The 26247-nt window shown below is 72.7% G+C and carries 7 protein-coding genes; 6 read left to right on the top strand and 1 reads right to left on the bottom strand.

Annotated elements, in window-relative coordinates:
• Nucleotides 1–74: 74 nt before the first annotated feature.
• Both K8640_RS42030 and K8640_RS42025 read left to right on the top strand, forming a co-directional pair.
• Nucleotides 75–887 carry an aminoglycoside phosphotransferase family protein gene (locus K8640_RS42030; protein ID WP_223752227.1) on the top strand — a complete coding sequence of 271 codons (813 nt, stop codon included), beginning with the start codon at nt 75–77 and terminating at the stop codon, nt 885–887.
• Nucleotides 888–909: 22 nt separating this feature from the next.
• Entirely contained in the window at nt 910–1410 is a 501-nt protein-coding gene (locus K8640_RS42025) for a hypothetical protein (RefSeq protein ID WP_223752226.1), read from the top strand.
• A gap of 1 nt (nt 1411) precedes the next feature.
• Here K8640_RS42025 and K8640_RS42020 read toward each other — a convergent pair whose 3' ends face one another.
• Nucleotides 1412–2404: a phosphotransferase enzyme family protein gene (locus K8640_RS42020; RefSeq protein ID WP_223752225.1), complete on the bottom strand. Its 993-nt coding sequence runs from the start codon at nt 2402–2404 to the stop codon at nt 1412–1414.
• 890 nt (nt 2405–3294) lie between these two features.
• On the opposite strand from K8640_RS42020, the gene K8640_RS42015 reads away from it, so the two are divergent.
• The 4 genes from K8640_RS42015 to K8640_RS42000 form a co-directional block, all read left to right on the top strand.
• Complete coding sequence (locus K8640_RS42015) at nt 3295–9417, top strand: type I polyketide synthase (protein WP_255653901.1); 6123 nt, start codon at nt 3295–3297, stop codon at nt 9415–9417.
• 53 nt (nt 9418–9470) lie between these two features.
• Nucleotides 9471–12797, top strand: a complete 3327-nt coding sequence (locus K8640_RS42010; protein ID WP_223752223.1) for a non-ribosomal peptide synthetase — start codon at nt 9471–9473, stop codon at nt 12795–12797.
• Between the two features lie 75 nt (nt 12798–12872).
• Nucleotides 12873–20894 carry a type I polyketide synthase gene (locus tag K8640_RS42005; protein WP_223752222.1) on the top strand — a complete coding sequence of 2674 codons (8022 nt, stop codon included), beginning with the start codon at nt 12873–12875 and terminating at the stop codon, nt 20892–20894.
• A partial coding sequence (locus K8640_RS42000; protein WP_223752221.1) for a type I polyketide synthase occupies nt 20891–26247 on the top strand: 5357 nt, incomplete at its 3' end. The genes K8640_RS42005 and K8640_RS42000, both read left to right, overlap by 4 nt.

The following is a 26247-nucleotide window of genomic DNA, read 5'->3' as shown; positions in this document are numbered from 1 at the left end:
AAAACCGCACGTACGGTTTGAAAGGAGGCGGGTGGAAACGGGCCGCTGACCGGTACCGCGCCACCCATCTACCAATGTTCGACGAATTCCTGCGCCGCTGGTCCCTGACACCGGAGGGCGAGCCCATCGTCACCCCGGGTGCGCGGCTGCTCCCGGTGCGCTGGCGGCAAGCGCCCGCGATGCTCAAGCTCGCGCTGGACGCGGAGGAGCAACACGGCGCCCGGGTGATGACGTGGTGGGCGGGAGACGGCGCCGCGCGCGTGCTCGCGGCGGAGGGCCACGCGCTGCTGCTGGAGCGCGCGGAGGGCGCCCGTTCACTCACCCAGATGGCGCGGGGTGGCGAGGATGACGAGGCGTGCCGCATCCTCTGCGCGGTCGCGGACAGGCTGCATGCGCCTCGTTCGACGCCGCCTCCGGAGGACCTGGTTCCGCTGCCGCGCTGGTTCGAACCCCTGGCGCTCGCCGCCGCCACGCACGGGGGCGTGTTCACCCGCTCGGCCCAGGCCGCGCGCGAGGTGCTCGCGACGCCGGCGCCATCCGTCGTGCTGCACGGCGACCTGCACCACGACAACGTCCTGGACTTCGGCGCACGAGGCTGGCTGGCCATCGACCCGAAGCGGCTGCTGGGTGCGCGAGGCTTCGACTTCGCCAACATCTTCACCAACCCGGACATGGCCAACCCCGAGCTGCCCCTGGCGGTCCTCCCGGAGGTCTTCCAGCGCCGCGTCCAGGGGGTGTCCGAGGCCTCGGGGATGGAGCGCGGGCTGTTGCTGCGCTGGGTGCTCGCGTGGACGGGGCTGTCCGCGGCCTGGCTGGTGGAGGAGGGAGCGGACGCGACCGTGGACCTGCGCGTCGCGGCGCTGGCGGCGGCCGCGCTGGGGCGTTGACGGCGTGGTATGTCATTGCGCCATGAACCTCTCACGGTGGTTGTTGGCGGGCATGGGCATGGCGGTCCTGGGGTCCGGCTGCGGCGGGCGTCGCAGCCACCCCAAGGTGGACTTCGCCCAGATGGGGCCGTCCCTGAACGCGAAGCGCTACGCGAACCTGGAGAAGCTCGCGGCGAAGGACCTCAAGTGCGCCGAGGAGCTGACGCCCACCTACCTCGGGGAGAACCAGTACCAGATGTCCGGCTGCAACGCGGAGGGCGTCTACGAGCTGCGCTGCCGCGTCGGGCAGTGCGGCTGGGTTCCCGACGTGCGGGCCCGCGCGGAGTTCGACCTGGGCTGTCCGCGCTCGCAGCTGAGCGCCACGAGAATCGACGACGCCACCGCGGGCGTCACGGGCTGTGGCAAGCGCGCCACCTACAGGGCCCTGGGAAGGACATACGGCGTCAACTGGGTGTTGAACTCGGCGGTGACCGAGGACTCGAGCCCCGCCGCGGACACCGCGGGCGCCGCCGCGCCGCTCTGATTCACAGCGCCGCCCAGGACCGCTCGGCCCTGGCGACGACGTTGTCCTCGTCGAACTGCGCGGAGAAGTACCCCAGCCAGCGCGCCCGCTCGGACGCGTCGCCGCCTTCGCCCAGGAGCAGGTCGCTCAGCTCCAGCAGGTCGACGACGATTCGCTCGTGGCGACAGGCGCACAGCCGCCGCCGGTCCACCGGGACGTCCCCGTAGCCGGCCATGAACGCGGCCACCTCCTCGTCGCGGGTGCCAATCCCTCCCACACCCGCGCCGATGAACATGAGGTCCACCTCCCGGGGCCCTCGCGTCGCGGAGTCCCAGTCGACGACGGTGAGCGCGTCATCGCCCACGAGCAGGTTGCCCGCGTGCAGGTCCGCGTGGCACGGCACGGCCTGCTCCGCGGAGCCGCGGACGCTCCCCGCGAGCACGGCCGCGCGCTGGAGCACCGTCGCGATGCGGCCCGCGTGTCGGGTCCACGCGTCGACCAGCGGCGCCGTGGCCGCCGTGGTGAGCGCACCGCGGAGCATCGCCTCGTGCCGGGCCCGCGCGGCCTCGAGCGGCGGGGCGTCCGGCTCCGGGAGCGCCGCGTGCAGCTCCGGCGGCAGGCGCGCCTCGTGGACGCGCCGCAGGGCCTGGCCCAGGCGCTGCCAGTGCTCGGTGGTGGGCGGCCGCTCGAAGCCGCTCGGCGCGTCGATGAAGGGGTAGAGCGTCCAGCCCACGTCCTCGGCGCGCGGCGCGAGCTCCCCGCTCAGCGAGGACATCGGGGCGGACACCTCCCGCACGCCTTCCCGATGGTGGAGATGCCACGCCAGTCGGAGCCGCGCGTCCGACCACCTCCGCCGCAGCTTGAGGAGCCAGGGCGCGCCCCGCCGGGTGGTGACCTTCAGCACCCGCGCGTCCGAATCCAGGCCGGCCGTGAGCGGCTCGAGCGCCGAGATTTCCAGGCCGTGGTGCTCGTGGAGCACCCGGGCGCAGCGTTCCTCGTCGGGCCAGGCGGTCATCGGATGAGTGTCGCAAAGCCCCGCGAGCCGCCGTGGCCTCATCGCAACCAGTGTTCATCAGCACGCCCGTGGACAGGGGAGGGGACCGCCCGCGCGCGGACTTTTCCAGCCCGCCTGGACGCCCTGGGAGCACTGTTGGAAGGGCCCGAAGAGACCGAAGCCCCCACCCCACCCCGGAGGAAGAGATGAACACGCCCGTCGTCCACAAGAGCTTCCCCCCTCGAGCGCATGTACCCCGCCAACGCCGCGCGCGTCTTCAATGAGGGCACCCGCGAGCTGCCGAGGCGCTGGCCCGCGAGCTCGGGCAGCACGACTGATTTGACGTGGCGTTCAGGTCACCGGGCCTCGAGCTCGACCTCGCTCGGCCCGAGTCATGACTCCAGGTCAGGAACACGCGTGGCCTTTCGCGGCGCCTTGTTGCCTGCCCGCCAAATACTGCTCATGCGCAATCACATCCAATCGGAGGTCGAGAGTCAGTTGTAGCTTGCGAGGCTACAGCGCTGGAACTGCTCCAGAATGGCTCGGTTCGAGCCCTCCGGGATGGCTCGCCGGACCCACCTGGAGAGTCCCGTCCACGGGGGCTTGTCAGAGGGGCGTTGCATGGTGTCGCCCTCGAGGGTGGCGACCGGGTGCTCGCGGGAAATCTCAGGGGGTCCTGAGGAAGAAAAGGGCCCTCGTGCGTTCAGGGTGGCGCGGAATTCATGCGTGAATTTCTCGCAACGAGGACTCCCTGATTCCTTCGGAAGATTCGCCCAATCCGCTGTCACTGGAAGATCTGAAAGCATGATTTGAATCCGAATAGGACATGCTACTGTGTGTTTGGGGAACACGCGCTTCATCAGGGGCTGAAGTCGATGGATACAGGGGGCCAGGAGTTGCAAGGCATTGCCTTGATTGGCATGGCAGGGCGCTTTCCGGGGGCAGAGAGCGCTCTTCAACTGTGGGAGAATCTCATCGGTGGTGTCGACTCCATCTCGCGGTTTCGCGATGAGGAGTTGTTGGCCGCGGGCGTGCCGGCGGAGGTGTTGCGCAATCCGGCCTACGTGCGCGCCAAGGGCGTCATCGCGGACGCGGACTGCTTCGACGCGGGCTTCTTCGACTTCAGCCCGAGGGAGGCGCAGCTGCTGGACCCGCAGCAGCGGGTGTTCCTGGAGAGTGCGTGGGCCGCGTTCGAGGACGCGGGCTATGACCCGACCCGTCTGACGGGGATGCCGGTGGGCGTCTTCGGTGGGGTGGGGCTCAACAGCTACCTCTATACGCACCTGGCGCGTCCTGGCGTGCCGGTGCCGCTCGAGGAGTTCTTCGCGGCCTTCATCTCCAACGACAAGGACTTCCTGTCCACGCGGGTCTCCTACAAGTTGAACCTGCGGGGTCCGAGCCTCACGGTGCAGACGGCGTGCTCCACGTCGCTGGTGGCCGTGCACCTGGCGTGTCAGAGCCTGTTGAGCTTCGAGTCGGACATGGCGCTCGCGGGCGGGGCGGCCGTCACGCTGCCCCTGCGCACCGGCTACCTGCACAACCCGAACTTCATCCTGTCCAAGGACGGCGCCACGCGGACGTTCGACGCGCGGGCGGGCGGCACCGTCTTCAGCCATGGCGTGGGCTGTGTGGTGCTCAAGCGGCTGGAGGACGCCGTGCGGGACGGCGACGCCATCTACGCGGTCATCAAGGGCAGCGCCGTCAACAACGATGGCGCCTCGAAGGTGGGCTACACCGCGCCGAGCGTGGACTCGCAGGCGGAGGTGATTCGCACCGCGTACACGCTGGCGGACGTGGACCCCGCGAGCGTGGCGTACGTGGAGGCGCACGGCACCGCCACGCCCATGGGAGACCCCATCGAGGTCGCCGCGCTGACGCGGGCCTTCGCCTCGGAGGGGCCCCGAGAGACGCCGTTCCTGTTGGGCTCGGTGAAGTCGAACCTGGGCCACACCGACGCGGCGGCGGGGGTCGCCGGGTTGATGAAGGTGGCGCTCTCGCTGCGCCACGGCGCCATCCCTCCGTCGCTGCACTTCGAGAAGCCCAACCCGCACCTGGACCTGGAGTCGGGCAACTTCCGCGTCGTCACCCAGCCCACGCCCTGGCCCGAGCTGGGCGCGCCCCGGCGCGCCGGCGTGAGCGCGTTCGGCATCGGCGGCACCAACGCCCACGTGGTGCTGGAGGAGGCTCCGGCCCAGGAGTCCATGCCGGCGAGCCAGGGCGAGCAGTTGCTGGTGTTGTCCGCGCGGACGCCCGAGGCGCTGGAGCGCGCCCGGCTGCGGCTGGCCGAGCACCTGCGCCGGGAGCCCTCGGTGGACCTGGGGGACGTGGCCTTCACGCTGGCGATGGGGCGCAAGCTCCTGCCGTACCGCGCCTCGCTGGTCGCGGCGGACGTGGCCCAGGCGGCCGGGGCGCTGGAGGCGAGGCTCCCGGTGGAGCCGGTGGCGGCCCGACAGACGCCGGTGGCGTTCCTGTTCCCGGGGCAGGGCTCGCAGTACGCGTCCATGGGGCGCGGGTTGTACGAGACGGAGCCGGAGTACCGCGACACGGTGGACCGCTGCGCGGCGCTGCTCCGGCCGCACCTGGGGCTGGATCTGCGCGAGGTGCTCCACGCGGAGGGCAGCGACGCGGCGACGGAGCGGCTGGCGCGCACGGAGCTGACGCAGCCCTCGCTCTTCGTCGTCGAGTACGCGCTGGCGCGGCTGCTCATGTCCCGGGGCATGGAGCCCTCGGCGATGCTCGGCCACAGCGTGGGAGAGTGGGTGGCCGCGTGCCTCGCGGGCGTCTTCCCGCTGGAGGACGGGCTGCGGCTCATCGCGCTGCGCGGCAAGCTGATGCAGGCGCTGCCGCCGGGGAAGATGCTCTCGGTGCCGCTGCCTCGCGAGGAGGTGCGGAGCCTGCTGAACGAGCGGCTGTCGCTGGCCGCGGTGAACGGCCCGGCCTCCTGCGTGGTGGCGGGTCATCCCGAGGCGGTGGACGCGCTGGCGGCGACGCTGTCGGGCCGGGGCGTCCAGGCGCGCGCGCTGCGCACCTCGCACGCGTTCCACTCGTACATGGTGGATGACGCGCTGGCGGCGTTCCGCCGGGTGGTGGAGCAGGTGACGCTGTCCGCGCCGCGCATCCCGTTCGTCTCCAACCTCACCGGGCGCTTCATCACCCCCGCGGAGGCCACGTCACCCGACTACTGGGTGCGCCACATGCGCGAGGCGGTGGAGTTCGCCCGGGGCGTGGGCACGCTCTTGCGCGAGGAGCGCGTGTTGCTGGAGGTGGGGCCGGGCAACGGGCTCGGCGCGCTGGCGCGGATGCTCCCCGAGAAGGGCGCCACGGCCACCATCCTGTCGACGATGCGCCACCCGAAGGCCGCGGCCCATGACGGCCGGGTGCTGCTGGAGACGCTGGGGCGGCTGTGGGAGGCCGGTGGCGCGCTGGACCTCGCGGCCCTGTGGCGCGAGGCGCCTCGTCGCCGCGTCCACCTGCCGACCTATCCCTTCGAGCGTCAGCGCCACTGGGTGGAGGCTCCCACGGAGGCGCCCGTCGCCGCCGCGCGCGATGCGCACGAGGGCCTGTTCCACGTCACCACGTGGGCCCCGCTGCCGCGTCCGTCGCCGCGCGCTCGCGTCGAGGGGGAGCGGTGGCTCTGGTTCCTGGACGACTCGGAGCTGGCGCGGGAGGCGCTCGCGAAGCTGGGCGTCGCGGCGGCCCTCGTCACGCGCGTGGAGTCGGGGGACGTGTTCGAGCGGCGGGAGGACGGGCTCTATCGCCTGCGCCCCGGCAGCCGCGAGGACCACCAGCGATTGGTGGAGGCGCTGGCGAAGGAAGGCCGGCTCCCGGACCGCGTGGTGCATGCCTGGAGCGTGACGGGGCCCTCGGAGGTCTCCCTCACGCCCTCGACGCTGGGACCCGCGCAGGAGCGGGGGCTCTACAGCCTGTTGTGGCTGGCGCAGGCGCTCGGTGAGCGTGGCGGTGGACGGCCCGTGGCGCTGGTGGCCGTGGCCGACGGTGTCCACGCGGTGGTGGAGGGTGAGCGCGAGCGGCCGGAGAAGGCGACGCTGCTGGGCGCGTGCCGGGGCATCTCGCTGGAGGTGCCGGGGCTGACGTGCCGGCTGGTGGATGTGGCCGCGACGCCCTCGGAGGGCCTGGCGCGGGCGCTCGTGGACGAGCTCTCCGCCGAGGAGACGGCGGGCGTGGTGGCCCTGCGTGGAGCGCAGCGCTGGGGGCCGCGCGTCTCGCCCGTGGCGTTGCCGGCGACGGAGGCCTCCGGAGCGGAGTCGCCGCTCCCCGGGCGCACGTGGCTCATCACCGGTGGGCTCGGCGGCATGGGGCTCGTCTTCGCGGAGCACCTGGCGCGCACGCGGCAGGCCCGGTTGGTGCTGCTGGGGCGCTCGGTGCCCCGGCGGGACTCGGGGGAGCTCCACGGTGAGGACCGGGAGCGGCTGGAGAAGCTCGAGGCCCTGGAGCGGCTGGGGGCCGAGCTGCTGCCCCTGGCGGTGGACGTGGGCGACGAGGCCCAGCTCGCCTCGGCGCTGGCGAGGGCCCGGGAGTGCTTCGGTCGCATCGAGGGCGTCCTCCACGCGGCGGGCGTGCCGGGGGGCGGCGCGCTCCAGCTCCAGACGCGCGAGCAGGTGGAGGCCGTGTTCCGGCCGAAGGTGCTCGGGGCGCTGCACCTGGGGCGGCTGTTGGCGGCCGACCCTCCGGACACCTTCGTCCTGTGCTCCTCCGTGACGAGCCTTCGCGGCGAGCCGGGGCAGGTGGCCTACGCGGCCGCGAACGCCTTCCTGGACGGCTACGCCCACCTGCTGCGCTCGACAGGGCTGCGCGCCGTGTCCGTCGGCTGGGACACGTGGGGCGAGGCGGGCATGGCCGTGGCGGCGCTGCGCGGCGCGGGCGCCCGTTCGACGCGGGGCCTGCTGCCGGGGCACCCGCTGCTGGGCATGCGCCGCGTGGAGGGCGAGGACCTCGTCTACACGCAGGTGATGGCGCCCGAGCTGCAGTGGGTGCTCGATGAGCACCGGGTGCTCGGTCAGCCGTTGATGCCCGGCACGGGCTACCTGGAGATGGTCGTCTCCGCGCTGACGGCGGAGCGGCCGGGCATGGCGGTGGAGCTGAGCGACGTCGTCTTCGTGACGCCGCTCACGGTGATGCCGGGAGAGCGCCGCGAGGTGCGGCTGGTGCTGAGTCCTTCGGGCGAGCGCCTTCGCTTCCGCGTCCAGAGCCGCCCCGCCGCTTCGCGCGAGGACGTGTGGCAGGAGCACGTGCTGGGCACCGCGCGCTGGACGGAGGGCGCCGCTCGGGCCCACCCGCTGGCGCAGGCGGAGTCTCGGTGCACCGATGCCCTGGAGTCCGCGCAGTCGCTGATGGGGGACGCCGACGAGCACCACATCTTCTTCGGCCCGCGCTGGACGACGGTGGACTCGCGGCTGTTCTTCGGCGGGCGGGAGCTGCTGGCGACCTTCTCCCTGTCGGAGGCGTACCGGGAGGAGCTGGGCGTCTACCGGTTCCACCCCGCGCTGCTCGACGTGGTGACGGGGTACTCGCGGCTCCTGGAGCTGCGCGAGAAGGGCACGGCGGGCGCGGCGGCCCAGGGGCTCTTCCTGCCGCTGACCTACCGTCGGCTGACCGTGCACGGGCCCGTCCCCGCGCGCGTGCGGGTGCACACGCGGTGGCGGCATGACACCGAGGACGCGGCGTCGCTGCGCGTGTTCGACATCACCCTGATGGACGAGCAGGGCGGGGTGGTGGTGGACGTGGAGGGCTTCACCCTCAAGCGGCTCGACGACATGCACCAGACGTTCTCCGCGCCGACGGCGGAGGGGACTCCGGGTGTCGCTACGCCCGGGCGCCTCACGCTGCCCGGCGCGCTGAGCAACCAGGAGGGCGTGGAGGCCCTCACGCGCATCCTCGCGGGCTTCGAGGGCGCGCACGTCTACGTGTCCCGCGCGCCCCTCCAGGTCCGCGCCGCCCAGCGCCCCGAGAGCACCGCCTCCCGGAAGCAGGGCGCGAAGGCGCCGCGTCCCGCGCAGCGCACGGCCTACGTGGCGCCGCGCGACGAGGTGGAGACGCAGGTGTGCGAGGCGCTGGCGGAGCTGTTGGGCGTGGAGGCCGTGGGCATCCACGACAACTTCTACGACCTGGGCCTCAACTCGCTCCTGATGGTGCAGCTGAGCGCGCGGCTGCGGGAGCGGCTCGACGTGCAGTTGTCGCTCAACGCGCTGTTGGAGCACTCCTCCGCGGCGCAGATTGGCGCGCAGGTGTCCGCCACCCGGCCCTCGTCGACCTCCGCTCCGGCGGCGCCGAGCGAGCCCGCGCTGCCCGCTGGCGTGGTGCGCTTGCAGCGGGGCGTGCCCGGACGCACGCCGCTGTTCTGCATCCACCCCGCGGGCGGCTCGGTGTTCGGCTTCCTGCCCCTGGTGCGGCACCTGGACAAGGAGCAGCCGGTGTACGGCATCCAGGCGCGCGGCGTGGAGGGCGAGGTGCCGCCCGACACTCGCATCGAGGACATGGCGCTGCACTACCTGGAGCTGGTGCGGGGCCTCCAGCCCGAGGGCCCCTACCTGTTCTGCGGCTCCTCCATGGGCGGCACCGTGGCCTTCGACATGGCCCGCAGGCTGACGGCGCTGGGCCAGCGCGTGGACCTCCTGGCGATGCTCGACACGCCCTCGGATGACGGGGGCACGGTGCGCCACTCGGAGCCGGTGACGGACGACTTCGTCCTCGACTACGTGAAGAAGCTCTCGCCGGAGATGTCCGACGCCTTCGTCCGGATGAACCAGGAGAACGGCGGCAGCTTCCTGCGCCTGTGGCGCGCGCACAACGAGGCCTTGCTGCGCTACGCGGCCCAGCCGGTCGACACCCGCATCCTCTACTTCCGGGCCAGTGTCCGGGACCACCTCATCCCCCACCATCCGGAGTACGGCTGGATTGGGAAGGCCCGAGGCGGCATCGAAATCCACGAGGTGGAAGGCAATCACCTCACCATGAGTCTGGAGCCTCACGTCGCGAGACTCGCCTCGCTGCTTCGCGAGCGCCTCGCGTCCTGAGCGTCCACAGCCTCCCGAATCCATTGCTCGCCGTCGGCGAGGAGAGCCGAGTCATGTCTCGAGACACCGAATCGATGTCCCTGGAGGAGAAGAAGCAGCTCCTGAAGCGCCTCTTGGCGCGACAGGACGCGGCCCCGCGGGTGGCGGCGGTGCAGGAGCCCTTCGCCCTCTCCTACGGCCAGGCCGCGCTGTTCCACCTGCACCAGTCCGACCCGGACAACCACGCGTACCACACGCTGTTCTCCTTCCGCGTGCACGGCCCGCTGGACGTGGAGGCCCTGCGCCGCGCGGCCGAGGCGCTGGTGGAGCGGCACGAGGTGCTGCGCACCACCTACGGCGTCAGCGATGACGGACGGCTGCTCCAGCGCGTCCAGGAGAAGGGCACGCTCCCCTTCACCCTGAATGACTCGCGCGGCGTGTCCCCGGCGGAGGTGCGCCGCCGCCTCATCGAGGAGGTGCGCAAGCCCTTCGACTTGACGACGGGGCCGGTGGCCCGGCTGAGCGTCACCCGCGTGGACGGCGGCGAGCACCTGGTGGTCTTCACCCAGCACCACGTCTCCAACGACGCGCGGGCGCTGCAGGTGCTCCAGCGGGAGCTGCTCGAGCTCTACGGTCAGCTCGTCACCGGGGGCACGGCGAGCCTGCCGGCGCCTCGCGCGCAGTACCGCCAGTTCGTGGAGTGGGAGCAGGCGCTGCTCGGCGGTCCTCGTGGCGAGGTGCTGGAGCGATACTGGACGGAGCGCCTCGCGGGCGCGCCTCCCGCGCTGGAGCTGCCCACGGACAAGCCCCGGCCCGCGGAGCAGGGCTGCCACGGTGACACCGTCATCCACGAGCTGGACCGGGGGCTGGTGCGCCGCGCGGAGGCCCGGGCGCGTGAGCAGGGCGTGACGCTGTACACCTTCCTGCTCGCGTGCTTCCACGTGCTGCTGTCGCGGCACACCGGCCAGCGCGACGTGCTGGTGGGGACGCCCACCAACACGCTCATGTCCGCGGAGGACGCGGCGCTGCAGGAGGTCGTCGGCTACGCCGTCAACCCCGTGGTGGTGCGCTCCTCGGTGGACGAGGGGCTGGGCTTCGGCGCCTTCGCGCGCGAGCTGCAGAAGCGGGTGCTGGAGGCGCTGGAGCACCAGGCGTACCCGTTCCCGCAGCTGGTGGCGAAGCTGGGCGGGCCCCGGGACGCGTCGCGCCCGCCGGTCTTCCAGGTGATGTTCAACTACCTGCCGGTCAGCGACCGCGACCCGCTGGCGATGCTCGGCCTGTCCGTGGACGAGGGCCGCACGTTCCAGGTGCACGGGCTGACGGTGTCGCCGTACGTGCTGCCGCAGCAGGAGGCCCAGTTCGACGTGGGCATGGAGTGCCTGAAGCTGGGCGAGCGGCTGGTTCTGGCGCTGCACTACAACGCGGACCTCTTCCTGGCGCGGACCGCGCGCCGGCTGCTGGAGCGCTTCGAGTGCCTGCTGGCGGACGCGGTGGAGCGCCCGTCGGCCACGTGTGACGCGCTGGAGGTGGTGTCCGCGTCCGAGCGCGAGGAGCTGCTGCTGGGCTTGAACCCCCGGCCGATGGACTGGGTGGACGGGCCTTCCATGGTGGACCTGGTGGAGGAGCAGGTGCGCCGCACGCCGGACGCCGTGGCGCTGTCGGTGGGGGACACGCACCTGACGTACCGCGAGCTGAACGCGCGGGCCAACCGCCTGGCGCACTACCTGCGCGCGCACCATGGGGCCGGCCCGGACGTGCTGGTGGGGCTGATGGTGGACCGCACCGAGTGGCTGCTCATCGGCACGCTCGGCATCCTCAAGTCCGGCGCGGCCTACGTGCCCATCGACCCGGCGTACCCGGCCGAGCGCGTGCGCTACCTGCTGCAGGACAGCAGCAGCCGCGTCCTGCTCACCGAGCCGCAGCTCCTGGAGACGGCGCGCCAGGGCTCGCCCGCGGGGTGCGTGGACATCACCACCGCGCGGGGGGACTCGGACGAGGACGTGGCGCACCGTCCCGGCTGCGAGGACCTGGCGTACGTCATCTACACGTCCGGCTCCACGGGCCGGCCCAAGGGGACGCTCATCGAGCACCACAGCGCGGTGTCCTTCCTGCGCTGGTGCCAGACAGAGTTCCGCGCCACGGACTTCGACGTCACCTTCTTCGGCACGTCGAACTGCTTCGACCTGTCCATCTTCGAGATGTTCTACACGCTGTCGGTGGGGCGGCGGGTCCGCCTGCTGCGCAACAGCCTGCAGATCTCCGAGTACCTGGACAGCGAGTCGCGCATCCTCGTGAACACGGTGCCCTCCGTGGTGAAGGAGCTGCTCGCGGCGGGTGCGGACCTGGGCAACGTCACCGTGCTGAACATGGCGGGCGAGCCCATCCCGCAGAGCGTGATGTCCCAGCTGGAGGGCCTGCCCATCCAGGTGCGCAACCTGTACGGCCCCAGCGAGGACACGACGTACAGCACCTGCTACCGCTTCCCGGGCGACGACCCGAAGGTGCTCATCGGCAAGCCGCTGGCGAACACGCGCGTCTACATCCTCGACAAGGACCTGCGGCTGGTGCCCCGGGGCGTGCCCGGCGAGCTGTGCCTGTCGGGGGATGGCCTGGCGCGTGGGTACCTGGACCGGCCGGACCTGACGGCCGAGCGCTTCGTGCCGGACCCGTTCATGCCCGGTCGGCGCATGTACCGCACGGGTGACGTCGCGCAGTGGCGCGCGGATGGGAACCTCGACTACCTGGGCCGGCGCGATGACCAGGTGAAGCTCAACGGCTACCGCATCGAGCTGGGTGAAATCGAGGTGGCGCTGTCGAAACACCCCGCCACGCGCGAGGTGCTGGTGCTGGCCAGGCCCGGGCCCTCGCGGGACATGGAGCTGGTGGCCTGGCTGGTGTGCTCCGAGAAGGTGGAGCCGCGCGAGCTGCGGGCGTTCCTGGAGCAGCGCCTGCCGCGCTTCATGGTGCCGGGGCACTTCGTGTTCCTGGACGCGTTCCCGCTCACGCCGAACGGGAAGATCGACAAGAAGGCGCTGGCGGCGCCGGTGGCCGCGGCCTCCCGGAGCGCGATGCCTCCCGTCGCGCCTCGCAGCGAGCTGGAGCGCGCGCTGCACGAGCTGTGGGGGCACGCGCTGCGCGGCGCGCACTTCGGCATCGACGACAACTTCTTCGACGTGGGCGGCAGCTCGCTGCACCTGACGCAGATCCACATGTCGTTGCAGCGGCGGCTGGGCCGGAAGATGCCGATGACGGAGCTGTACCGCTTTCCGACCATCCGCGCGCTGGCCGAGTACCTGGACCGGGGTCCCGAGAAGCAGGCCGAGCCGTCGAACGACGAGCGGGCCGAGCGCCTGCGCAAGCAGGAGCAGTTCTTCCGGGCGCGCAAGGCGCGTCGGAGCTGAGTCACCCCGAGGCACGGGCCGACGAGGCCCGACGTGAAGGTTCATGGCCCCGGCGTGGGCGGAAGAGGCGTGGAGATGACGGCTGAAAGTTCGATGTCGGAGCAGGCCATCCAGGCGTGGCTCGTCGCGCGAATCACCGCGCTGTTGGGCCTGGAGACGCTGGACCCCCAGGAGCGGCTGAGCCGCTACGGGCTGGACTCCGTGAAGGTCGTGGCCTTGATGACGGAGCTGTCCGGCGTGCTGGGCCGCCCCGTGTCGCCCCTGCTGTTCTGGCGGCACCCGTCGATTCACGCGCTGGCGGCGGCGCTGTCGGGCCGCGCGGAGACGGAGGCCCGGCCGGTGGCGACGACGTCGGCCTCGCGTCCGGTGGATGAGCCCATCGCGGTGGTGGGCCTTGCGTGCCGCATGCCGGGGGCGCCGGACGTGGCCTCGTTCTGGCGACGGCTGTGCGAGGGCTACGACGCCATGCGCGAGGTGCCGGCGGAGCGCTGGGACATCGACGCGTACCACGACACCGAGCTCCAGGCCCCGGGGAAGATGGTGGCGCGCCGGGCGTCCTTCGTGGACGGCGTGCAGGGCTTCGACCCGCTCTTCTTCGGCATCTCCCCGCGCGAGGCGGCGGAGATGGACCCGCAGCAGCGGCTGATGCTGGAGCTGGCGTGGGAGGTGTTGGAGGACGCGGGCGTGCCGGCGACGGGGCTGCGTGACTCGAGCACCGGCGTCTTCGTGGGCGCCATCTGGCACGACTACGCGGTGCTGCACCAGAACGCCTGCGCGGCCGTCACGCCGCACACCGCGACGGGACAGGCGCTCAACATCGTGGCCAACCGCATCTCCTACGCGCTGGGCCTGCGCGGGCCGAGCGTCACGCTGGACACGGCGTGCTCGTCGTCGCTGGTGGCCGCGCACCTGGCCTGTCAGAGCCTGCGTGCGGGGGAGTGCCGGCTGGCGCTGGTGGGCGGCGTCAACCTGCTGCTCGCGCCGGAGACCAGCGTGGCGCTCACCAAGTTCGGTGGGCTGTCGCCGGATGGCGCGAGCAAGGCCTTCGCCGCGGACGCCAACGGCTTCGCGCGCGGCGAGGGCGCGGGCATGGTGGCGCTGATGCCGCTGTCGACGGCGCAGGCGGCCGGTGTTCCCATCTACTGCGTCATCCGCGGTGGCGCGGTGAACAACAACGGCTTCGGCAACGGCCTGACGGCGCCCAGCGCGGCGGCCCAGGAGTCGCTGCTGCGTGACGCGTACGCGCGCGCCGGGGTGACGCCCAGCCGCGTGCACTACGTGGAGACGCACGGCCCCGGCACGGCGCTGGGCGACCCCATCGAGGCGGGGGCCCTGGGCACGGTGCTGGGCGAGGGGCGGGACGCGGAGCGCGCGCTGCTCATCGGCTCGGTGAAGACGAACATCGGTCACCTGGAGGGCGCGGCGGGCATCGCCGGTCTGCTCAAGGTGGTGCTGGCGCTGTCGCACCGCCGCGTGCCGCCCAACCTGCACTTCGACGCGCCCAATCCGCTCATCGACTTCGGGACGCTGCGCCTGAAGGTCCCCGAGCGGCTGTCGCCCTGGCCCGCGGAGGACGAGAAGGCGCTCGCGGGCGTGAGCGCCTTCGGGTGGGGCGGGACGAACTGTCACCTGGTGCTGGAGGAGGCCCCGGGCTCGCGCGCGGAGCTCCTGCCGCTGGCGGCGTCGGATGCGGCGAGCCTGCGCGCCGAGGTCGAGAAGGTGGCGGCCCGCGCGTCTGATGCCGCGTCCCTCGAGACGCTGGCGGAGCTGTGCCAGCCGTGGGCGCGCGACGTGGGCGAGGGCTCGCACCGGGTGGCCTTCACGGCCCGCTCGCGCGCCGAGCTCGTGGAAGAGGCCCGGGCCTTCCTGGCGGGACAGGAGCGCGTCGGGCTGGTGGTGGGCAGGGGGGAGCGGCCTTCGCCGCGCATCGCCTTCGTGTGCACGCCCCAGGGCTCCCAGTGGGACGGCATGGGACGCGAACTGCTGCACCGCGAGCCGGTGTTCCGTGCGAAGGTGGAGGCGCTGGACGCGGCCTTCCGGCCCCTGGCGGGCTGGTCGCTGGTGGAGGCGCTGGTGACGCCGCATCCGCGCGCCGAGGACGCGGACGTGGTGCAGCCGCTGCTCTTCGCGGTGCAGGTGGGGCTCGCGGCCTTGTGGCGCTCGTGGGGCGTGGAGCCGGAGGTGGTGGTGGGCCACAGCCTGGGCGAGGTGGTGGCCGCCTGCATCACCGGCGCGCTCGGCACCGAGGACTCCGTCTGGCTGGTGCACCACTACAGCCGGTTGCAGCAGCGCACCGCGGGCCGCAGCGGCATGGCGCTGGTGGGCCTGCCGGGCGTCGAGGTGGAGGTGCTGCTGACGCCCCTGGAGGGGCGGGTGGTGGTGGCGGGCTTCAACGACCCGTCGACGACGGTGGTGTCCGGTGAGGCGGGGGCGCTCGACGCGCTGCTCGCGGACCTGTCCTCGCACGGCGTGTTCTGCTCGCGCATCCCCGTCAACGTGGCCGCGCACAGCCCGGAGATGGACGCCATCCGAGAGGACCTGGACGCGGCCTTCGCGCGGATGAAGCCCCGGATGAGCGCTCCGCGCTGGGTGTCCACGGTGACGGGAGAGGACCTGGAGGGCGCGTCGCTGGAGGCGTCCTACTGGAGCCGCAACCTCCGTCAGCCGGTGCGCTTCACGCAGGCGGTGGAGAAGCTGGCGGCGGAGGGCATCGACACCTTCGTGGAGCTGAGCGCGCACCCGGTGATGCGTCGCTCGCTCGAGCAGGCGCTGGCCCGGACGGAGCGGAAGGCGCTGACGGTGGCCTCGATGCGGCGCGACGACGCGCGCGGGGGCCTGCTGGATGCGCTGGGCGCGCTGTACGCCTGGGGCGTGTCGGTCTGCTGGCCGGGGACGCCGACGGTGGACGGCGCGGTGCTGCTGCCGTTGTCCGCCCGGACGCCGCGGGCGCTGACGGACCTGGCGCGCTCGCTGGTGCCGCATTGCGACCCCGCGTCGTCGACGTCGCTCGCGGATATCGCCGCGACGCTGGCGCTGCACCGCTCCTCGCTGGACCAGCGACTGGCGCTCGTGGCGAGGGACCTGGCGGGCGCGCGCGAGGGACTGGAGGCCTTCCTGCGGCAGGAGCCGCGTCCGGGGCTCGTGGTGGGACAGGGGCCCGCGTCCTCGCGGACGCCCGTGGTGTTCGTGTTCCCCGGCCAGGGCTCCCAGTGGGTGGGCATGGGGCGTGAGCTGCTCCGGAGCGAGCCCGTCTTCCGCGCGGCGATGGAGGACTGCGACGCGGCGCTGAAGGCCTTCGTGGACTGGTCGCTGCTCGAGGTGCTGGCGTCGAGTGATGCGGGCTGGCTGGAGCGCATCGACGTGGTGCAGCCAGCGCTCTTCTCCATGCAGGTGGGGCTCGCGCGGCTGTGGCGCTCGTGGGGCATCACCCCGGACGCGGTGGTGGGGCACAGCATGGGCGAGGTGGCCGCGGCGCACGTGGCCGGCGCCCTGACGCTGGAGGACGCGGCGCGCATCATCTGCCGCCGCAGCCGGCTGCTCCTTCGCACCAGCGGCCAGGGCGCCATGGCGGTGACGGAGCTGTCGCTCGACGAGGCGCGCGAGGTGCTGCGCGGCGTGGAGGACCGGCTCTCGGTGGCCGCGAGCAACAGCCCTCGCTCCACGGTGCTCTCCGGAGACCCCCAGGCGCTCCAGCAGGTGTTGGAGACGCTGACGCAGCGTCAGGTCTTCTGCCGGCCGGTGAAGGTCAACGTGGCCTCGCACAGCCCGCAGATGGAGCCGCTGCGCGCGGAGTTGTTGGAGCTGCTCGACGGGCTCTCCCCGCGCGCGAGCGAGGTGGCGCTGCACTCGACGGTGCTCGGGCGCGTGGCGGAGGGGACGGAGCTGACGCCCGCGTACTGGGTGCGCAACCTGAGAGAGCCGGTGCTGCTGTCGCAGGTGGTGGAGTCCCTGGTGGCCGCGGGCCACGGGCTGTTCGTCGAGGTGAGCGCGCACCCGGTGCTGCTGCCCTCCATCGAGCAGACGCTCGCGCACCTGGGCAAGCCGGGCACGGTGCTGCCGACCTTGCGGCGCGAGCAGCCCGAGCGGGTGGTGATGCTGGAGTCGCTCGGCCGCCTCTACACCGAGGGGCGCGAGGTCTCCTGGCGCGCGGTGACACCCGCGGAGGGCCGTCAGGTGTCGCTGCCCACGTACCCGTGGCAGCGGGACCGGTACTGGTTCCAGCCGGGCGCGGCGGGGGCTTCGAGGAGCGCGGGACAGGGACACGCGGTGCTCGGGGTGTCGCGCCGCTCCTCGCTCCGGCCCGGGGCGCGGTTCTGGGACGTGGATGTGGCGGTGGAGAAGCTGCCGTACCTGAAGGACCACCGCGTGCAGGGCACCGTGGTGCTCCCGGCGGCGGCCTATCTGGACTGGGCGCTGGCCGCGGCGCGCGAGGGGCTGGGCGAGGGGACGTGGGCCCTGGAGGACGTGCGCATCGACGAGGCGCTGGCGCTGCCCGAGGAGGGCTCGCGGCCGACGCAGCTCGTGCTGACGTCGGAGTCGGCGCAGGGCGCGTCGTTCAAGGTCTCCAGCTTCGTGCCCGTGTCGGGCGAGAGCGCGGAGGTGTGGACGGTGCATGCGTCCGGCACCGTGAGACCGCTGGCCATGGAGGCCACGCCGTCCGCTGTGTCGCTGGACGAGGTGCGACGTCGGTGCACGCAGGTCCGCGAGGGCTCCGCGCACTACGGCGAGATGGAGGAGCGCGGCCTGAGCTACGGCCCGACGTTCCAGGGGCTGCGCGAGGTGTGGCGTCGCGACGGTGAGGCGCTGGGGCGGCTGGAGGTGCCCGAGGCGCTGGGCGCCGTGCGAGGGCTGCACCCGGCGATGCTCGACGCGAGCCTGCAGGTGCTCCTGGAGGCGTTCCCGTCGGGAGGTGGCACCCACGTCCCGGTGCGCGTGCGCCGCTTCGCGGTGAGTCGCGCGGGCACGCCGGTGCGTTGGGCACACGCTCGCCTGTCGGAGCCCGCGGCAGGGGAGACGACTCGGCAGGGAGACGTGTGGCTCCTCGATGCGGAGGGCCTGCCGGTCGCCGAGGTGCGCGGCATGGTGCTGGCGCCCCTGGCGGGACAGCGGGACGCGCGTCTGGTGGCCCAGGACCGGGCGCTGTTCGAGATGGCGTGGCACCGCGTGGACGCGCCCGCGACGTCGCCGTCCGCCGAGGCGCCGTGGCTCGTGCTGATGGATGGCCAGGGGCATGGCGCCGCGCTCGTGAGCCAGCTCGAAGCGCGGGGCGGCACGTGCGTGAAAGTCGAGGCGGGGGCGGAGTTCCGCAAGCTCGGCGCCCGGCACTTCGCGGTGGCCCCCGGTTCGCGCGAGCACTTCCAACGACTGCTGACCGAGGCCTTCTCCGAGGGCGAGTCGTGCGGAGGCGTGGTGTACCTGTGGGCGCTCGAGGCCTCCGAGGTGGAGGTGTCCGGAGCCCGCGCGAGCGACGAGGCCGAGCGGCTGTGCGGCGGCGCGCTGCATCTGGTGCAGGAGTTGACCCGCGCGGGGTGGCGGACCGCGCCCCGGCTGTGGCTGGTGACGAAGGGCGCGCAGGCCGTGGGCGGAGAGCCCCGGGTGAACGCGGTGCAGGGCTCGCTGTGGGGCCTGGGCCGCGTGGTGTCGCACGAGCACCCGGAGCTGCGGTGCACCTGTGTCGATGTCGAGGCGCTGTCCCCGGACGCGGCGGCCTCGCTGCTGGCGGAGGAGGTGCTCGCGGGCGCGAAGGACGAGCAGGTCGCGCTGCGCACCCAGGGACGGCACGCGGCGCGACTGGCGCGGCGTCTCCCGGTGGATGCGTCGCGCGAGTCCGCCGAGCCGAGGCTCCCCGTCGAGGGACGTGCCTTCCGCGTGGAGATTCCCACGCCCGGTGTGCTGGACCGGCTGGTGGCGCGGGTGGCCGAGCGACGTCGTCCTGGCCAGGGCGAGGTGGAGGTCCAGGTGGAGGCGGCGGCCCTCAACTTCATCGACGTGATGAAGGCGATGGGCATCTATCCGGGCCTGCCTCCCGGGCCCGTCTCGCTGGGCGGTGAGTGCGCGGGCCGCGTGGTGTCCGTGGGTGAGGGCGTCACGGGGCTCTCTGTCGGACAGCGCGTGGTGGCGGTGGCCGGAGGCAGCCTGGGCTCGCACGTCATCGCGGACGCGCGCTTCGTGCGCCCGTGCCCCGAGGGCATGAGCGCCGAGGACGTGTCCACCGTGCCGCTCGTCTTCATGACGGCGTGGTACGCGCTGGAGCACCTGGGGCGGCTCCAGAAGGGGGAGCGAGTCCTCATCCACTCCGCGGCGGGCGGACTGGGACTCGCGGCGGTGCAGGTGGCCCAGGCCCGGGGCGCTGAAATCTTCGCCACCGCGGGCACGCCCGAGAAGCGCGAGTTCCTGCGCACCCTCGGCATCGCCCATGTCATGGACTCGCGCACGCTGGCCTTCGCCGACGAGGTGAAGCGCCTGACGAACGGCGAGGGCGTGGACGTGGTGCTCAACTCGCTCTCCGGTGACGCGATTCCGCGCGGCCTGGAGCTGCTCGGTCCGGAGGGGCGCTTCCTGGAGGTCGGCAAGCGCGACATCTACGACGGCCGGGCGCTGGAGCTCACGCCGTTCCGCAAGAGCATCTCGTACACGGCCATCGACCTGGCGGGACTCCAGGAGCGCAAGCCCGTGTTGTTCGCGCGGCTGCTCCAGGAGGTGATGGAGCAGGTGGAGTCGGGCGCGCTGCGGCCGCTGCCGTACCAGCGCTTCCCTGTCTCGCGGGTGGCGGACGCCTTCCGCGAGATGGCGCAGGGTCGGCACACCGGCAAGCTCGTCATCGGCATGGAGGACCCCACGCTGAAGGTGGCCCCCGCGCGCTCGGGCTTCCGCGTGCGAGCGGACGGCACGTATCTGGTGACGGGTGGTCTGGGCGGACTGGGCCTCTCCGCGGCGAAGTGGCTGGTGGAGCACGGCGCGCGGAACCTCCTCCTGATGGGTCGCTCGTCTCCGTCGGAGACCGCGCGCAAGACGCTGACGGAGCTGGAGACGCAGGGCGCGCGAGTCGTCGTGGCCCAGGCCGACGTCGCGGACGCGGAGCAGCTGCGCGCCGCGCTGGCCAGGACGCGTGACGGAGCGCTGCCGCCCCTGCGCGGCGTGCTGCACTGCGCGGGCGTGCTGGAGGACGCCACCCTGGCGCGACTGACGCCGTCGCACCTGCGCACGGTGATGGCGCCCAAGGTGCGTGGCGCGTGGAACCTGCACGAGCTCACGCGAGGCGAGGTCCTGGACTTCTTCGTCCTCTATTCGTCCGTGGCGTCGCTGCTGGGCCTGCCGGGCCAGGGCAACTACGCGGCGGCGAACGCGGCGATGGACTCGCTGGCGCATCACCGGCGCGCGGTGGGGCTGCCCGCGACGAGCGTCAACTGGGGTCCGTTCTCCGACGTGGGCCTGGCCGCCGCGCAGTCCAACCGTGGCGAGCGCCTGGCGTACCAGGGCATGGCGAGCTTCGTCGCACGTGAAGGAGAGGAGCTGCTCCAGCGGCTGCTCGACGAGGGCGCCACGCAGGCCGCCGCGGTGCGCCTGGACGTGCGCCAGTGGCTGGAGTTCTTCCCGTCCGTGGCGCCGCTGCGCGTCTGGTCCGAGCTGAGCGCGGAGGGACGCGGTGAGGTGGCCCGTCCCGGCTCGGACTTCCTGGGCACGCTGAAGCAGGCGGAGCCGGGCGCGCGCCTGGAGCTGTTGGAATCACACCTGCGCGAGCGGATTGCCCAGGTGCTGCGGCTGGAGCCCTCGCGCGTGGGCCGGGCGGACCCGTTCCGGGCGCTGGGCCTGGACTCGCTGATGAGCCTGGAGCTTCGCAACCGTGTCGAGGCGTCCCTGGGGCTCAAGCTCTCCGCGACGCTCCTGTGGACGCACTCCACGCTCGGCGCGCTGAGCGTCCACCTGCTCGAAAGACTCGAGCTCGCGCCGGTGCGCGAGCCCTCAACCCCTTCGCCGTCGAAGGCGAACCAGGAGCGTCCATCCGACGAGTCCGCCGCGGAGCTCGCGGCCCTCTCGGATGAGCACCTGCTGGACCTCTTCGACGATGCGCTGACCGCGCTGGAGAACGAATCGTGAGTGACGCGACCAAGGAGAACGAACTGAAGCAGCGCATGGCTCGCGCCGTGCTCGCGATGCAGAAGGTGCAGGCGAAGCTCGACACGCTCGAGAAGGCGCGCACCGAGCCCATCGCCATCGTCGGCATGGGGTGCCGCTTCCCGGGGGGCGCGGACTCGCCCGAGGCCTACTGGAAGCTGCTCGACGAGGGCCGGGACGCCGTGCGCCGTGAGCCGGCGTCGCGCCGCACGGGCGCCGACACGGGCACGCCGCGCTGGGGCGGGTACCTGGACGAGGTGGACGGCTTCGACGCGGACTTCTTCGGCATCTCCCCGCGCGAGGCGGCGAGCCTGGACCCGCAGCAGCGGCTCCTGCTGGAGGTGAGCTGGGAGGCGCTGGAGGACGCGGGGCAGAACCCGGAGAAGCTCCTGGGCTCGTCCACGGGCGTCTTCGTGGGCATCACCGGCAACGACTACGAGCGCGTGCTGCCCATGGGCGCGGACCAGCTCGACGCGTACTACATCACGGGCAACGGGCACTGCTTCCCGCCCGGTCGCATCTCCTACGTGCTGGGCCTCCAGGGGCCGAGCCTCGCGGTGGACACCGCGTGCTCGTCGTCGCTCGTCGCGGTGCATCTGGCCTGTCAGAGCCTGCGGCTGGGCGAGTGCAACCTGGCGCTCGCGGGCGGCGTCAACCTCATCCTGGACTCGCTCAGCACGGAGATGATCGCCCGCACGCAGTCGCTGTCTCCGAACGGGCGGTGCAGCACCTTCGATGCGTGGGCCAACGGCTTCGTGCGCGGTGAGGGCTGCGGCGTCATCGTGCTCAAGCGCCTGTCGGACGCGCAGGCGGACGGGGACACCATCCTCGCCGTGGTGCGGGGCTCGGCCATCAACCAGGATGGCCGCTCGACGGGGCTGACGGCGCCGAACGTGCTCGCGCAGCAGGCGCTCCTGCGCCAGGCGCTGGCGAACGCGCGCGTGGAGCCCTCGGCCATCGGCTACATCGAGGCGCACGGCACGGGCACGTCGCTGGGTGACCCCATCGAGGTGGAGGCCCTGGCCGACGTGGTGGGCGCGCCGAGGGCGGATGGGAGCCAGTGCGCGCTGGCGTCCGTGAAGACGAACATGGGCCACCTGGAGTCCGCGGCGGGCATCGCGGGCCTGATGAAGGTGGTGCTGTCGATGCGCAACGAGCGCATCCCCAAGCACCTGAACTTCACCCGGCTCAACCCGCGCATCCGCATGGACGGCACGGCCTTCGTCATCCCGGCGGAGAGCGCGCTGCCGTGGGCCCGCTCGCAGAAGCCGAGGCTCGCGGGCGTCAGCTCGTTCGGCATGAGCGGGACCAACGCGCACGTCGTGCTGGAGGAGGCGCCCGTGCGCGCGGTGCCTTCGGCGGCGCCGAGCCGGCCCCCCTCGAACCTGCTGCTCCTGACGGCGAAGTCGGAGGACGCGCTCGCCGAGCAGGTCCGTCAGTACGCGAGCCACCTGTCCGCGCACCCGGAGCTGGACGCGGCGGACGTGTGCTTCACCGCGAACACCACGCGAGCACGCTTTGCTCACCGTCTGGCGGTGGTGGGCGGCTCGACGCAGGCGCTGGCGGAGGCGCTGCAGGGCTTCTCGAAGGGGGACGTCTCGGACGCCGTGGCCTCGGCGGAGGCCGCGCCCCAGGCCCCGCGGGTGGCCTTCCTGTTCACGGGGCAGGGCAGCCAGTACGTGGGCATGGGCCGCGAGCTGTACGCGACGTCGCCCGTGTTCCGTGAGGCGCTGGACCGGTGCGCCGCGCTGCTGAAGCCCCGCATGGAGCTGCTGTCGGTGCTCTTCCCGGCGGAGGGCGCGACGTCGCCCATCGACCAGACGGAGTACAGCCAGCCGGCGCTGTTCGCGCTGGAGTACGCGCTGGCGCAGGTGTGGAAGAGCTGGGGCGTGGTGCCGCACGCGGTGATGGGCCACAGCGTGGGCGAGTTCGCCGCCGCCGTCGTCGCGGGCCACCTGTCCCTGGAGGATGGCCTCGCGCTCATCGCGGAGCGCGGCCGGCTGATGCAGGCGCTGCCCTCGGGAGGCGCGATGCTCAGCGTCTTCGCCACCGAGGCCCAGGTGCAGCCGCTGCTGGAGCCGCACCAGGGCCAGGTGTCGCTGGCCTGCCTGAACGCTCCTGGCCAGGTGGTGTTGTCCGGCGCGGGAGGGGTGATTGCGCGGCTCGACCAGGAGCTCCAGGCGAAGGGCGTGCGCACCAAGGCGCTCGTCGTCTCGCACGCGTTCCACTCGCCGCTGATGGACCCGATGCTGGAGGCGCTGGAGTCCCAGGCGGCTCGCGTCAAGGTGCTGCCGGGGACGATTCCCCTCGTGTCGAACGTGACGGGCCGGCCCGTGGGCGCTGGCGAGCTGGGGGCGCCGGGGTACTGGCGTCGTCATGCGCGTGAGGCCGTGCGCTTCCAGGAGGGCATGGAGTCGCTGCGCGAGCTGGGCATCGACGTGTTCGTCGAGGTGGGGCCCACGGCCACGCTGCTGGGCCTGGGCCGCGCGTGTCTGGGAGAGCAGCCGGCGTGGATTGCCTCGCTGCGCAAGGGGCGTCCCGACGCGGAGCAGCTGCTCGGCGCGCTGGGGCGGCTGTTCCTCCGGGGCCAGGATGTGAACTGGCGCGCGGTGGACGCGGAGCCCTCGCGACAGAAGGTGGCCCTGCCCACCTACCCGTGGCGTCGTCAGCGTCACTGGCCGTCGGAGGCGCCTCGCCTCGCGACGGGGCGCTCCGAAAGCGCCACGGTGCACGGCGCGGTGACGGAGCTGGACGCGGGCTCGCTCTTCCAGGTGCGTTGGGAGGAGTCGACGGCGAGCGGGCAGGGCGTCCCGGGTGCCTGGATGCTGCTGTGCGACCAGGGCGGCGTGGGTGAGGCGCTGGCCGCGCGCTTCGAGCAGCAGGGCGTCCCGTACGTGAAGGTCTACGCGGGGGCCGCCTCCGCTCCGGGGGCCCTGGCCGTGGACCCCGCGGACGGCGTGGCGCTGGCGAAGCTGTGGAAGGAGGCCTTCCCGGCGAACCTGCCGCGCGCGGGCGTGGTGCACCTGTGGGGCCTGGATGCGTCGGGCGTGGAGTCGCCGGGCGCGCTGAGGACCAGCACCCGGGAGCGCTGCATCAGCGTGGTCTCCGCGCTGCGGGCGCTCGAGTCCTCGTCGGAGCTGACCGGCCGACTGTGGGTGGTGACGCGCGGGGCCTGCGCGGTGGAGTCCTCGGAGGTCGACCCGTCGCAGGCGCTCTTGTGGGGGCTGGGCCGCGTGGCGGCGCTGGAGCATCCGGAGCGCTGGGGCGGGCTGGTGGACGTGGAGAAGGCGGAGGGCGAGCCGCTGGCGGACGTCCTCATGCGCGGTGCGGGTGAGGGCGAGGAGCAGGTCGCGCTCCGGAACGGGCGTCGGTTCGTCCCCCGGCTGGAGTCGAAGCCGCTCCCCGCGGCGAAGGCCACGACGCTGGCCTCGGCGGCGACGTACCTCGTCACGGGCGGCCAGGGAGAGCTCGGGCTGCAGGTGGCGCGCTGGATGGTGAAGCAGGGTGCGCGGCACCTGGTGCTCACGGCGCGCAGCGCCTTCCCCGAGCGCTCCGAGTGGGAGGCCCTGGAGGCTCGTGGTGGTGACGTGGCCGTGCGCATCGCGGCGGTGAGGGAGATGGAGGCCGCGGGAGCGACGGTGGTGCTCGCGCGCGCGGACGTCTCCCGTCGTGAGCAGATGGTGGCGCTGCTGGAGAACGTGCGCGCGACGATGCCCGCGCTCAAGGGCGTGGTCCACGCGGCGGGTGTCTCCACGCACGCGCGGCTGCGGGAGCTGGATGCCTCCGCGCTGGATGCCGTGCTGGCGCCGAAGGTCGAGGGCGCGTGGCACCTGCATGCGCTGACGCAAGGGGACTCGCTGGACTTCTTCGTCCTCTTCTCGTCCATCTCCGCGGTCTGGGGCTCGGTGGGCTCCGGACACTACGCGGCGGGCAACGCGTTCCTGGATGCGCTCGCGCAGCACCGGCGCGCACAGGGGCTTGTCGCGACGAGCATCAACTGGGGCCCGTGGGCGGGCCGGGGCATGGCGTCGCCGGATGCGCAGCGGTGGCTCGCGAACATGGGCGTGGACTCCCTGGAGACCGAGGAGGGGGTCGCGTGGTTCGAGCGGCTGCTCGGCGCGGACGTCACGCAGGCCACGGTGGCGTGCGTGCGGTGGGAGCGCTTCAAGCCCATCTATGAAGCCCGTGGTCCTCGGCCGTTCCTGGCGGCGCTGGGGACGAAGGCCGTGGAGACCGCCGCCGCGCCGATGGCGCCCACCGCGCCCAGGCTGGGGCGGGACGAGCTGGAGGCGGCGGTGCGCCAGCAGGTCGCGGGGGTACTCGGGCTGGACCCGAAGCGGCCGATTCCCGCGGGACGCGGCTTCGCGGACCTGGGGATGGACTCGCTGATGGCGGTGGAGCTGAAGGAGCGGCTCCAGCGCGTGGTGGGGCAGTCGTTGCCGGCGACGCTGGCCTTCAATCATCCCAATGTGCAGGCGCTCACCGAGCACCTGCTGAGCCTCGTGGAGGAGAAGAAGCCTCGCGCGGAGGCCCCCAAGGCCGTCGCTCGCGCGGACGAGCCCATCGCCATCATCGGCATGGCCTGCCGCTTCCCGGGGGACGCGAACACGCCCGAGGCGTACTGGCGCCTGCTGCGCGACGGCGTGGACGCGACGATGGAGGTGCCGGCGGACCGCTGGGACGTGGACGCGCTGTTCGACTCGGACCCGGAGGCGCCGGGGAAGATGTACATGCGCAAGGGCGGCTTCCTGCGCGACGTGGCGGGCTTCGAGCCGCAGTTCTTCGGCATCTCCCCGCGCGAGGCCGAGAGCATGGACCCGCAGCAGCGCCTGCTGCTGGAGGTCGGCTGGGAGGCGTTGGAGCGCTCGGGAATCAACGCGGACTCGCTGCGAGAGACGAACACGGGCGTCTTCGTGGGCGTCACCGCGTCGGACTACTCGCGCGTCATCCTCAACCAGGATGCGGCGGCGGTGGATGCGTACTTCGCCTCGGGCACCTCGCTGAACGTGGTCGCCGGTCGCCTGTCGTTCGCGCTCGGGCTGCACGGTCCGAGCATGGCGGTGGACACGGCGTGCTCGTCGTCACTGGTGGCGCTGCACCTGGCCTGCCAGAGCCTGCGCAACGGTGAGTCCACGCTCGCGCTGTCGGGCGGCGTGAATCTCATCCTCACGCCCGAGGCCACGCTGTCCATCTGCAAGGCGCACATGCTCTCGCCGGAGGGTCGGTGCAAGACGTTCGACGCCTCGGCCGACGGGTTCGCGCGCGGCGAGGGTTGCGGCGTGCTGGTGCTGAAGCGGTTGTCGGACGCGGTGGCGGACGGGAACGAAGTGCTGGC

Source organism: Myxococcus sp. XM-1-1-1 (genome assembly GCF_020037095.1).
In the GTDB taxonomy this organism is placed as follows: domain Bacteria; phylum Myxococcota; class Myxococcia; order Myxococcales; family Myxococcaceae; genus Myxococcus; species Myxococcus fulvus.
This window is presented reverse-complemented; position numbering and strand designations above follow the sequence as displayed.

Bases quoted from the DNA above. Each gene is read 5' to 3' on its own strand.
- K8640_RS42030 (WP_223752227.1), top strand. From the start codon at position 75: ATGTTCGACGAATTCCTGCGCCGCTGGTCCCTGACACCGGAGGGCGAG.
- K8640_RS42025 (WP_223752226.1), top strand. From the start codon at position 910: ATGAACCTCTCACGGTGGTTGTTGGCGGGCATGGGCATGGCGGTCCTG.
- K8640_RS42020 (WP_223752225.1), bottom strand. From the start codon at position 2,404: ATGACCGCCTGGCCCGACGAGGAACGCTGCGCCCGGGTGCTCCACGAG.
- K8640_RS42010 (WP_223752223.1), top strand. From the start codon at position 9,471: ATGTCTCGAGACACCGAATCGATGTCCCTGGAGGAGAAGAAGCAGCTC.
- K8640_RS42005 (WP_223752222.1), top strand. From the start codon at position 12,873: ATGACGGCTGAAAGTTCGATGTCGGAGCAGGCCATCCAGGCGTGGCTC.